Annotated in this window: 9 protein-coding genes; 6 read left to right on the top strand and 3 right to left on the bottom strand. The window is 71.6% G+C overall.

From position 1 onward, the window contains the following. Positions 1 to 234 precede the first annotated feature (234 nt). Both J2X36_RS13285 and J2X36_RS13280 read left to right on the top strand, forming a co-directional pair. Positions 235 to 504 carry a hypothetical protein gene (locus J2X36_RS13285; protein ID WP_310350320.1) on the top strand — a complete coding sequence of 90 codons (270 nt, stop codon included), beginning with the start codon at positions 235 to 237 and terminating at the stop codon, positions 502 to 504. 27 nt (positions 505 to 531) lie between these two features. Next, a complete protein-coding gene (locus J2X36_RS13280) occupies positions 532 to 1,437 on the top strand; it encodes an acyl-CoA acyltransferase (protein ID WP_310350318.1) in 906 nt (301 codons plus the stop codon). Positions 1,438 to 1,546: 109 nt separating this feature from the next. On the opposite strand, the gene J2X36_RS13275 is transcribed toward J2X36_RS13280, so the two are convergent. After that, on the bottom strand, positions 1,547 to 2,467 hold the full coding sequence (locus tag J2X36_RS13275) for a LysR family transcriptional regulator (RefSeq protein ID WP_310350315.1): 921 nt from the start codon (positions 2,465 to 2,467) through the stop codon (positions 1,547 to 1,549). 111 nt (positions 2,468 to 2,578) lie between these two features. Between J2X36_RS13275 and J2X36_RS13270 the strand changes: the two genes are divergently transcribed. Continuing rightward, positions 2,579 to 3,679, top strand: coding sequence for an NADH:flavin oxidoreductase (locus J2X36_RS13270; RefSeq protein WP_310350312.1), 1,101 nt, complete (start codon positions 2,579 to 2,581; stop codon positions 3,677 to 3,679). Between the two features lie 129 nt (positions 3,680 to 3,808). Then, positions 3,809 to 4,381 carry a DsbA family protein gene (locus J2X36_RS13265; RefSeq protein ID WP_310350309.1) on the top strand — a complete coding sequence of 191 codons (573 nt, stop codon included), beginning with the start codon at positions 3,809 to 3,811 and terminating at the stop codon, positions 4,379 to 4,381. Between the two features lie 305 nt (positions 4,382 to 4,686). On the opposite strand, the gene J2X36_RS13260 is transcribed toward J2X36_RS13265, so the two are convergent. Then, a complete protein-coding gene (locus J2X36_RS13260; protein WP_310350306.1) occupies positions 4,687 to 6,156 on the bottom strand; it encodes a GumC family protein in 1,470 nt (489 codons plus the stop codon). Positions 6,157 to 6,447: 291 nt separating this feature from the next. Continuing rightward, a complete protein-coding gene (locus J2X36_RS13255; protein ID WP_310350304.1) occupies positions 6,448 to 8,514 on the bottom strand; it encodes a heparinase II/III-family protein in 2,067 nt (688 codons plus the stop codon). A gap of 157 nt (positions 8,515 to 8,671) precedes the next feature. On the opposite strand from J2X36_RS13255, the gene wecB reads away from it, so the two are divergent. Beyond that, on the top strand, positions 8,672 to 9,883 hold the full coding sequence (gene wecB / locus J2X36_RS13250; protein WP_310350301.1) for a non-hydrolyzing UDP-N-acetylglucosamine 2-epimerase: 1,212 nt from the start codon (positions 8,672 to 8,674) through the stop codon (positions 9,881 to 9,883). A gap of 46 nt (positions 9,884 to 9,929) precedes the next feature. Next, positions 9,930 to 11,198, top strand: a complete 1,269-nt coding sequence (gene wecC / locus J2X36_RS13245; RefSeq protein WP_310350298.1) for a UDP-N-acetyl-D-mannosamine dehydrogenase — start codon at positions 9,930 to 9,932, stop codon at positions 11,196 to 11,198. Positions 11,199 to 11,205 lie beyond the last annotated feature (7 nt).

Genomic DNA, 11,205 nt, shown 5'->3' with positions numbered 1-11,205 from the left:
CCCTCGCGGTGGCGGTGCTCCGGCCCATGCTCAAGAAGCACCACGCGGCGAACGAGGCCGCCCTCCCGGCCGGCGCCCTCGCCCACGCCTGAGCCGACATCCGCCGCCCCGGCACGCCGGGGCGGCCCCGACCAAGGCGGGGACGGTTCTGCAACGCAGGGCCGTCCCCGTTACGTTTCATGAACCCTACCGTGCGACGCTGCCGCCTCGATTCGTCGGCGTCCGGAGCGTGCCATGAGCGAGGAACCTGAGAACGTCGCGACGCGGCTCTGGCGCGACCGGGTCCAGGTCCGCGAGCAGGAGCGCAACGAGGCGCTGGCGCGCGCCCGCGTCGCGGAGGAGAAGGTCGCGCTCCTCGTCGCCGAGAACGACCGCCTCGAGCTCGAGATCGCGCGCCTGCGCACGCTCCTGGCGCCCGACGCCGCCCGGGCGCAGGCCGAGACCGAGGCGCAGATGGAGGCCCTCCGCGGCGCCCTGCTGCCCCTCCTCAGCCGCGCGGCCTGACGCGCCCCCCGCGCGATGGCCGAGCCGATGACGGCAGATCCGAGCCCGACCCCCGGCACGGCCGCGCGCCTGCGCTGCCGCCGGATCGTCGAGGCCGACCGGGAGGCACTCGGCCCCCTCCTCGTCCGTGGCTTCCCGGGCCGCTCCGTGGCCGAGTGGGACGCGGCGCTCGCGCGCCTCCTCGCCTACAGCGCCGAGTCCGGCTGCCCGCATTCGGGCTACGTGCTCGACCTCGGCGGCAATCTCGTCGGCGTGCTCCTGATGGTGTTCGGCGCGATCCCCGGGCGCCCGATGCGCTGCAACCTGTCGAGCTGGTACGTCGAGGAGAGCCACCGCGGCTACGCCTCGCTCCTCGTAGCCTCGGCGACCCGCGACAGGGCCGTCACCTACATCAACATCTCCCCGGCGCCCCCGACCCGCCCGACGATCGAGGCGCAGGGCTTCCGCCGCTACATTGCCGGCCTCCAGGTCGCCGTGCCGCTGCTGACCCGCGGCGCGGCCCCTCGGGTGCGCCTCGTCGAGGGGGCGCCGCCCGCCGGCGCCGCCGTCGCGGCGGGGGACGCGCACGTCATGGAGACGCATGCGCGGATGGGCTGCCTGACGGTCTGGTGCGTGGCGGAGGGGCGCGCCCACCCCTTCGTGTTCCAGCGCCGCCGCATCGCCGGCCACCGGGTCACGGTGGCCTACCTGCTCTATTGCGCGGATGCCGGCGACCTCCGCCGCTTCGGGCGCGCCCTCGGCCGCTTCCTCCTGGGCAAGGGCCTTCTCCTCGCGATGGTCGACGCGCCGGCCCCCGTGCCCGGCCTCGTCGGTCCCTACCTGCCGGATCGCATGCCCAAATACGCCAAGGGCGCCGACGTCCCCCATCCCGGCGACCTCGCCTTCACGGAGGCGGCGATCCTCGGTGAGGCCTTCTGGCTGAAGCGGGATTAGCGGTCGACACCCGACGCTCGCTGCCCGGCATCTGAGGTCGGACGGGGGTGGGCGGCGGACGTGTGACGCTTACGGGATGAGCGTCCGGATCGTCAGGGGACGCGGAGGATCAGGCCCCCGGACCGGCCTGCGATCGTTCGGAGATCCCGAGTGGGAGCCGTCTCAGTTCGCTCTTCAAGGCGTGGATGAACTGACGGACTCGTGCCGGCATGTGCTGGCGGGTCGGCAGCACCGCCCAGATGGCCAACTGCTCGGGCTCCGCGTCGGCCAGGGTGATGGCCGCGAGGGTGCTGTCGGCAAGCTCCTGCGCCACGTCCCAATAGGTCAGCAGCGCAATTCCTGCCCCGGCAATGCAGGCGGCGTGCACCGTGTCGACGCTGTTGGCGGCGAGCCGCCCCTTGATGCGCTTGGCAATCGGTTGCCCTGCCTGCTGGAAGGGCCACGCATCCATGGCGTGGAGCGTCAGGCAGGCGTGGGCGTCGAGGTCGCTCAACCGTTCGGGTGACCGATGCGTCGCGAGATAGCTCGGGGCTGCGCAGAGGATGCGCGGATTGTCCACCAGCCGCACGGCGACGAGTTCCGACGCCTGCAACGTTGCGACCCTGAGCGCCACGTCGATCCCGGACGCCGCGAGATCCACGATCCCGTCCGCGAAGGTCAGGTCAACCTGTAGCAGCGGGTTCTCCGCCATCAGTCGGACCACCAGCGGCACGACCACAGCGCGACCGATCCGGTTCGGGGCCGTCACGCGCAGAACGCCGCTCAATCCCTCGTGCTGCTCGGAGAAGGCTGCCGCAACGGCGTCTCTCGCCTCCAGCATCGTCCGGGCGAGCGGCAGGAACGTCTCGCCATCCGCCGTCAGCGCGACCGATCGGGTGGTGCGGTGGAGCAGGCGAACACCGACTTCCTGTTCGAGCGCGGCCAACCGGCGACTGACCGCCATCGGCGACAGGCCCTCCTGCCGCCCGGCGGCCGAAAGGCTGCCGGTCGCGACGATCGCGCGGAACAGGGCCACGTCTGACAGGTTCATCGGCATAACACTGAACGATAAGATCCTTATTGCTCACCTCGGCTACTGCAAGGCCGCGCCATCCGCTACCTCGCTATCGACAGAGCGGCGACGGTAGCTTGGAGGCCGGACATGAGCACGGACGCGACGGGCCTTTTCACCACGTTCGATATAAACGGCGTGACGCTCGGGAACCGCCTCGCGGTCGCGCCGATGACGCGCGTGAGCGCGTCCGACGAGGGCACGGCCACGGAGACGATGGCGCGCTACTACGAGCGCTTCGCCCGAGGCGGTTTCGGCCTGCTGATCACCGAGGGCATCTACACGGATCGGGCGTTCTCGCAGGGCTACCTGCACCAGCCCGGCATCACCGACGAGGCCCAGGAGCAGGCGTGGCGGCCGGTCGTCGAGGCGGCCCACCGGCACGGGGCGCACATCTTCGCGCAGTTGATGCACGCGGGTGCGATCAGCCAGGGCAACCGCTTCCGGGAGACCAGCATCGGACCTTCGGCCGTGCAGCCCAAGGGTGAGCAGATGGAGTTCTACTACGGCAAGGGCGCCTATCCGGCGCCTGAGGCCATGAACGAGGAGCAGATCGCCGACGCAATCGAGGGCTTCGCCGCCTCGGCCGCACGCGCGGTTGCGGCCGGGTTCGACGGCATCGAGATCCACGGCGCGAACGGCTACCTGATCGACCAGTTCCTGACCGACTATGCCAATCGTCGCCGCGACCGGTGGGGCGGCGACACCCGCCAGCGCACCACGTTCGTGACCGCCATCGTCGAGGCAGTGCGGGCGAAGGCCGGTCCGGGCGTGCCGGTGGGGGTCCGGATCTCGCAGGGCAAGGTCAACGACTACGCCCATAAATGGCCGGGCCGTGAGCAGGATGCCGAGGTCATCTTCGGCACGCTCGCAGAGGCCGGAATCAGCTACCTCCACGTCACCGAGCACAGGGCGTGGGAGCCCGCGTTCAAGGGTGGCCCTGACAGCCTTGTCGCACTTGCTCGCCGCTACGCGCCGCAGGTCCCGCTGATCGCCAATGGCGGCGTGCAGGACCGGGCGCGGGCGCAGGAGGTCCTGGCTGCCGGCGCGGACATCGTGGCGCTCGGCAAGGCCGCGCTCGCCAATCCCGATTTCCCGAACCGCATCCAGGCAGCCCAGGAACTGGCGGGCTTCGACCACGCCATCCTGGGGCCGATTGCCAACATCAAGCCGACCGAGCTTGCGGCCTGAAGGATCCGAGGAGCGGGCTGCCGCCTTGTTCCGATGGCCCCGTTGCCCGCCGCGCGAGGAGATGGACCGAGGGATATGAGCCAGGACGCCAGCACCGCCGCACGGACAGCTTCCCGAGCGACCCTTCGCGTGTGGATCGACTTCGTCTGCCCCTACTGCCTCTTGGGGGAGCACGTCATCCGAGCCGCTTCCGAGGGGCTCGAGGTCGACCTTGTCTGGATGCCGTTCGAGTTGCGCCCCTACCCGACCCCGACGTTGCGGCCGGAGGACGCGTATCTGCCCACGGCATGGAAGCAGGGCGTCTACCCCGCGGCCGAGCGGATGGGCATCGCGATCCGCCTGCCGACCGTCTCGCCGCAGCCCTACACCCGCAAGGCATTCCTCGGACTTCAATACGCCGTCGAGCACGGTCGGGGCGACGCTTACGTCGATGCGGTTCTGCGCGCCTTCTTTCAGCAGGATCGCGACATCGGCGACACCGACGTGCTCAAGGCGATCGTGCAGGATCTCGGCCTCGACCCGCTCGGCCTTGATGGCGTGCTGGCCTCGCCGCTCTCCGGGGAGCGCCACGATGCGGCTTTGCGCGTGGCGCGAGAGGCGGGCATCCGTGCCGTCCCCTCGGTTGCTGTCGGCAACCGGCTGTTCTCGGGCACCCCGCAGCCCGAAATCCTGCGAGCCGAAATCCTGCGGCAAGCCTCCTAGCGCGAACGGTTCCGTCGAGCGAATCGCTCGCGTGAAAGTCACGACTGAAGCTCTCATCAAGCCGTGCTCTGGAGCGATCCCGGCCATCGCAGCGTGCACATTTCAAGGTCCGAGGAGAGTCGAGGGTCGACCGTACTGAGCGACGGATTGGGACCGCGACGGCGGTCCTTCCGATCTCAGAGATCCGAAATCCCCCCGATCGTCCGAGACAGCGCGTCGCCTCCCGCAAACCGAACTCCGCCTCGCCCTAGAATGCGCCGGCGACAGCCGGATCGCCCCTTTCGCGCCCCGTCCCGCTGCCCGCCTCAGCGCGTCCGGGAACTCGGCAGGTAGCGCGGCTCCGGCTCGCGCCACACGCTCAGAGCCCGCGTCTCGTAGGCCGGCGGGTCGAACTGCTCGCGCAGCAGGGCAAGCGCCAATCCGAGAAGCAGGCCGACGACGAGGCCGCCCGCGATGATGGCGAGCTTCGAGATGCCGGCCTTGGCGACGGGGGGCGTCGCCTGCTTGATCGTGCGCGCATTCGTCGTGTCGAGGTAGTAGCGCTGCTGCAGGTCCTTGGCCCGGTTCAGGAAGGCCTCGTAAACGCCGCGGTTCGAGGCGGCCTCGCGCTCGAGCTCCCGCAATTGGACCTGGGCCTCGTTCGCCTTCGCCGCCTCCTTCTTGAGGGCGTTGATGCGCTGGTCGAGATTGGCCTCCGCCGCGCGGGCGCGGTCGTAATCGGTGGTGGCGGTGCGGGCGATGCGGCCGAGCTCGTCGTCCAGTTGCTGCCGGGCCGCGCGCACGCGCTGGGCCATGCCGGCATTGGCCGGATGGCGGGGTCCGTAGACGAGCGCGGCGTCGGCCTCGGCGCGCTTGGCCTCGGCGAGGGTCGCGCGCAGGGCGGCGATGGCGGGCGACTGGACGGCCTCCACCGTCGCGTCCTGCACGTCGCCCGAGCGCCGGACCTTCTGGATCTGCTCCACGCGCGCCGCCGTCTCCGCCGTGCGGCTGCGCGCGCGGGCGACCTGGTTCGTGAGATCGGTGAGCTGCTGCTCGCCGACGAGCCGGCCCGAGGCGCCGACGAGGTCGTGGTTGCGCCGGTAGCGCTCGACGGCCGCCTCGCTCACCTGCAGCCGCTCGCGCAACTCGCCGAGCCGGGCTTCGAGGGCGCCGCTCGCCCGCTCGACCTCGTCGGTGCGGGTGCGCGTCAGCTCCTTCAGGAACGCGTCGGCGACGGCGTTGGCGATGCGCGCCGATTTCTCGGCCGATTCCGTCGAGATGCCGATCTCGATGACGAAGGTCTTGTCCGGCCGGCGCACCGAGACCGCCCGGTCGAGGGCGCGCAAGGCGCGCGATTCCGGCGTCTCCGCCTCCCGGTCCTTGTCCTTGTCGGGCGAACCGAGGAGCTGGTTCCTGAAGGTCGCCAGCAGCCCCTGGCGGGGCGACCCGAATTCGGGATCGGCGGCGAGCTTCTCGGACTGGACGACGCTCGTCAGGACGCTCGTCGAGCGCACCACCTGGAGCTGGCTCTCGCTGATGAGGGTCGCCTCCTCGCCGGTGCCGGCGGTCGGGTTGATGTCGTTCTGGAAGACCTGGAGGTTGCGGGGGTCGAGCAGGATCTTGGCCGTCGCGTCGTAGCGCGGCGGCATGGTCAGGGCGGCGCCGAGCGCTGCGAAGGTGAGCGCGAAGACCGAGCCCGCGATCCAGCGCCAGCGCCGCCGGAACGTCGCGACGATGCCGCGCAGGTCGATGACGGCTGCGGGGGCGGGCTGGAAGGCGAAGTGCGGATCGTTCAACGCGAATCTCTCCAACCGAACCATCGCGACCTCGCTCCGCCGGCCAGACGCGGCGCCCCGCCCTGTCCCGGCTCGGGACGAGCGGGACGAAGCCGTGCTGCCGGAGGAGAGATTTGCAAGGCGAGGACCATTGAACAGAGGCGTCGGGTCGAATTCCGGTGTCGAAGATCAGACAGGGTTAAGCCTCGTCCGGTTTCGCGGCAGTGAATCCTGGACTCGCATTCGCTCCTCCTCCTTCATCGACTGTTCATCACGCCGGACGTCTGCCCGAGGTCTTCGCGCATCCGCCCGTCAGCTTGCACCGATGCTGATCCGGGTGTGTGCGTCCGCGGCGCCGAGTGTACCGGACAGGACGAGGCTGTGGGCCGTGGCGAGGTGTCCGAAGCGGGGCGCGTAGACGGCCGCTCCCGGCGCGGTGGCCGCCGTGAGCCGCGTCTCAAAGCCGGACGGTGGCACGATTTGGCACAGGAGGCCGGAGGCGTCGCCGAGGGCGAGGACGCCATCCTGCAGGCTGGCCGCGAGATCCGGGTGGACGAGGAACCGGATCTCGACCGGGAGGCCGCCGCGGCCCCCGTCCAGCCGGTCCGCGATCAGGAACCCGGTCGGGTCGCGCGCGACGCGGCGCCGGTGCGCGACGCCGAAGCGCCGGGCGTAGCCCTCGTGCGCGCCGGTGACCGACCACGCCTCTCCCTCCGTCTCGGCGACGAGGCGCGCGTCGGCGCGGCTCGCCCAGTGGAAGCCCGCGGAGGCGAGGCTGTGGGAGGCCCCCGCCACGCTCAGCGTGTTGTGGGCGAGGCTCTCGCGCATCGCGACGCGGCCGGCTCCCCCGGCATGGTAGAGGTGGGTGCCCGCGTCGATCAGCACGGGGCGGCCGTCGATCGACAGCCAGATGCCGAGGGCGTCCGCGTGGCCGTGCGCGGCGAGCGTCAGGTAGCCGATCGGCCCGTGGTCGAAGACGAGGTGGCAGGCGCGCCCGGCGATGCGCGCGTGGACGGCCGTGTAGCCGCCCTGCCGGAAGGTCTGCCGCCCCTTCGCGACGGGGCGGGGAGCGGGCGGCGCGCCGAACACCGCGTCGCGCGGGTGCGGGTCGCGGGCCGGCGGGGCGAGGTCCGGACGGCCGGCGAGGCCGGCGATCGCCGCGGTGACGGAGGCGACGTAGCGGGGCTCGCGGCCGAGCCCGTCGCTGAGGATCCGCCCCTCGTCGTCGTCCCCGATCGCCGGGTTGCGCCCCGCCCCGTCGAGCATCGCGCGCAGGAACCCGGCCCCGGCGGCGAGCCGCGCCAGGAGCGCGGGCGCGAGCGGGCGCCCGGCGGCGCGCGCCAGCACGAAGCCGAGGCCGAGCATCTCCATCGTCCAGGCCTGGTAGGTCAGGGATTGCTCGGCCCCGACGCCGTCCGGCAGGATCTGGCGCTCGCCCTCCCCCTCGAGGATGGCCCGCCCCTCCGCCTCCCAGGACGCGGCCTCGGCGGCGCCCTGCAGCAGGAGCCCGGCGACGAGGAGCCCCAGCCCCTCCGCGATGCGGTGGTTGTTGGCCGAGGAGTGGAGCGAGGGGAAGGCCGCGATGGCCTCCGCATGGGCCGCGACGAGCCTGCGGAAGGCGGCGCGCTCCTCCGGCGGCAACCCCTCCGGCCCGGACGCGGCCGCCACGAGCAGCAGGCTGACGAGCCGGAGCGTCATCTCGATGCCGGAGAACCAGTGGACGCCGCCATAGGGCGGGTTCGCCCGGGTGAAGCTCGTCACGATCGCCCGCGCCGCCTCGCCGGCACGGGCCTCCCCCGCGGCGCAGGCGGCGGCGAGCGGGTGGAGCATCTGGAGGCGGGCCGGCTCCCAGACGAACTTGACGTCGCCGGGGCGGCCGCTGCCGTCGGGCGCCTCGACCGTCGCGCGCACGTCGACGCGGTGGGCCGGCACGCCGGCCCCGGGCCAGGCCGCGCCCGTCACCGGATCGTGAAACCAGAAGCCCGCGCCGGCCTCCGGCCCGGTGAAATCTGGTGCCGGCCAGTCGCGGCCGAAATAGTGGAACCGTCCCGCCTCGATCGCGGCGAGGCTGCGGCGCACGCCCGGCAGCCCCGCGGATTGCGCGAGCGCCCGCCGAAGCTCGGGAAAGTCGGGCAGCGGCGCGGGATCGCCCGGCGCGCGCGTCTCCCAGCCGATCGGCCGCCGGGCCCAGGCCCGCCTGCGCGCCGCCTCGCCGACGCGGTGGACGATCTCGGCGGGACCCATCGAGCGCAGGCGGCCGAGATACCACGCCAGCCGCGCGAGGCGGGCGTCGCCCGCGCTCCGGGATGCCCGCGCTGCGTGGCTCTGTGCGCTTGCGCGCGTCTCGGTTGTGCGCGATGCGCTATCAGCCTGGTCCATGCCGTGTCCCGGATTGAGCCGTCAAATTGCGGAGATCGCGTGAACGGGATCGCAAGAGTGTCAAAACAAAACAGTTTTGCCGCCGAAACCCGTGGTTCCCATCTTGCTCTCGCTACAACCGCAAAGATGAGCCGTCCAAGATCGTGCTGAGTCGGGAATGAGCAAGTCCATGAAGATCCTGTCGGTGTTCGGCACGCGCCCCGAGGCGATCAAGATGGCTCCCGTCGTCGCCATGCTTCAGCAGACGCCCGGCATCCTGTCGCGGGTCTGCTCGACGGGACAGCACCGGAGCATGCTCGACAGCGTGCTCTCGACCTTCGACATCCGGCCCGACGACGATCTCGACGTGATGCGGGCCGACCAGAGCCTGACCGACGTGTTCGCCCGGGTGATGACCGGCCTCGACCGCATCCTGGCCGAGTGGAAGCCGGATTACGTCCTCGTGCAGGGCGACACCGCGACGAGCACCGCCGCGGCGATGGCCGCCTTCTTCCGGCGCATCCCGGTCGGCCATGTCGAGGCGGGCCTGCGCACCGGCAACCTCCAGAGCCCCTGGCCCGAGGAGGCGAACCGCCGGGTCACCGCGATCGTCGCCGACCGGCACTACGCCCCGACGAGCCGGGCGCGCGCCGCCCTCCTCAGCGAGGGCTACCCGGCCGACCGCATCCTCGTCACCGGCAATACGGGCATCGACGCGCTCCTGCGCATGGCGGACTTCGTGCGCCAGCCCGGGGCGATGCGGGACCGCCTCGAGGAGCGCTTCGGCTGGATCGACCCCAAGGCGCGGCTCGTCCTCGTCACCGGGCACCGGCGCGAGAGCTTCGGCGAGGGCTTCCTCAACATCTGCAAGGCGCTCGGCGAGCTGGCGCGCCGGCCGGGGATCCAGGTCGTCTACCCCGTCCATCTCAACCCGAACGTGCGTGGGCCGGTCTTCGAGCATCTCGGCGACAATCCCGGGATCAGGCTGATCGAGCCCCTCGACTACCCCGACTTCGTTTACCTGATGACCCGCGCCGCGCTGATCCTCACCGATTCCGGCGGGGTGCAGGAGGAGGCGCCGGTGCTGCGCAAGCCCGTCCTCGTGATGCGCGATACGAGCGAGCGCGCCGAGGCGGTCGAGGCGGGCGTCGCCCGGCTCGTCGGGACCGAGCCCCGCACCATCGTGGCGAGCGTGACCCGCCTCCTCGACGATGCCTCCGCCTATGCCGCGATGGCGTCCGGCGCGAGCCCGTTCGGCGACGGGCATGCCAGCGCGCGCATCGTCGCCGATCTCGTCAACCAAGCGGAAACCGCTCCGGCATTCCGTCCGAACCTTCGCGTCTCGCGGGAGTTCGTCGCCACGACCCAGCGCATCCAGCGCATCGCCTGACCCCTCCCGACACAGCCATTCTCCAGCCCACCGGAGCCGATCTCCCATGACGCGCACCCGCCAGACCATCTCGGTGATCGGCCTCGGCTATGTCGGCCTGCCGACCGCGGCGACCTTCGCCTCGCGTGGGCTCAGCGTGATCGGCGTCGACATCCGCGCCGACGCGGTCGAGCGCATCCAATCCGGCAAGGCCCACTTCATCGAGCCCGACCTCGACATCGTGCTCCGCGCGGTCGTCACCGCCGGCAACCTGCGGGCGACGACGCAGCCGGAGCCGGCCGACGCCTTCCTGATCGCGGTGCCGACCCCGATCCGCGACGACAAGACCGCGGACCTCACCGCCGTCCGCTCGGCCCTGGCCTCGATCGCGCCCGTCCTGAAGCGGGGCGACCTCATCATCATCGAATCGACCTGCCCCGTCGGCACCACTCAGGGTGCCGCCGAGCAGCTGCGCGGCCTGCGCCCCGACCTCACCTTCCCCGACACGGATCCGGAGAGCTCCGACATCCTGCTCGCCTACAGCCCGGAGCGGATCCTGCCCGGGCACACCCTGCGCGAGCTGATCGAAAATCCGCGCACCTATGGCGGCCTCGACCATCGCAGTGCGCTCGCCGCGCGCGACCTCTACAGCGTGTTCGCGACCGGGCCGCAGCGCCTGACCACGGCGCCGACCGCCGAATTGTCGAAGCTCGTCGAGAACGCCTATCGCGACGTGAACGTGGCCTTCGCCAACGAGCTCTCGCTCGTCTGCGACGCGCTCGGCCTCGACGTCTGGTCGGTGATCCGCCTCGCCAACCTCCACCCGCGCGTGAACATCCTGGCGCCGGGCGCCGGCGTCGGCGGCCATTGCATCCCGGTCGACCCCTGGTTCATCCACGAGGCGCTGCCGCAGCAGACGCCGCTCATCCGCGCCTCCCGCGAGGTGAACGACGGCAAGCCGCGCTTCCTCGCCGACAAGATCGCCGGCATCGCCTCGCGCTTCCGGGAGCCGAAGATCGCGCTGCTCGGCCTCACCTACAAGCCGAACGTCGACGACCTGCGCGAGAGCCCGGCCCTGCACATCGCCTGCGACCTCGCCGAGCGCCGCCTCGGCCGGCTGATGATCGTGGAGCCGCACGTGCCCGAGCTGCCCGACAGCCTCGCCGACCGAACCGATGTCGAGCTGATGGCGTTGCAGGACGCCGTCGCCGAGGCCGACGTGGTCGCGATCCTCGTCGCGCATGACCGGTTCCGCAACCTGAACCGCGGGGCGGTGAGCGCGAAGATCGTGGTCGACGCCGTGGGGCTCCTCGCCCAGCCGCTCGAAGCGGCCTGAGAGAGAT

The sequence above is a fragment of the Methylobacterium sp. BE186 genome (assembly GCF_031457035.1).
Lineage (GTDB): Bacteria > Pseudomonadota > Alphaproteobacteria > Rhizobiales > Beijerinckiaceae > Methylobacterium > Methylobacterium segetis.
Note: the sequence above shows the minus strand (reverse complement) of the source record. Positions and strands in the feature narration are given on the sequence as shown.

Bases quoted from the DNA above. Each gene is read 5' to 3' on its own strand.
- J2X36_RS13280 (WP_310350318.1), top strand. From the start codon at position 532: ATGACGGCAGATCCGAGCCCGACCCCCGGCACGGCCGCGCGCCTGCGC.
- J2X36_RS13270 (WP_310350312.1), top strand. From the start codon at position 2,579: ATGAGCACGGACGCGACGGGCCTTTTCACCACGTTCGATATAAACGGC.
- wecC (WP_310350298.1), top strand. From the start codon at position 9,930: ATGACGCGCACCCGCCAGACCATCTCGGTGATCGGCCTCGGCTATGTC.
- J2X36_RS13275 (WP_310350315.1), bottom strand. From the start codon at position 2,467: ATGAACCTGTCAGACGTGGCCCTGTTCCGCGCGATCGTCGCGACCGGC.
- J2X36_RS13255 (WP_310350304.1), bottom strand. From the start codon at position 8,514: ATGGACCAGGCTGATAGCGCATCGCGCACAACCGAGACGCGCGCAAGC.
- wecB (WP_310350301.1), top strand. From the start codon at position 8,672: ATGAGCAAGTCCATGAAGATCCTGTCGGTGTTCGGCACGCGCCCCGAG.
- J2X36_RS13285 (WP_310350320.1), top strand. From the start codon at position 235: ATGAGCGAGGAACCTGAGAACGTCGCGACGCGGCTCTGGCGCGACCGG.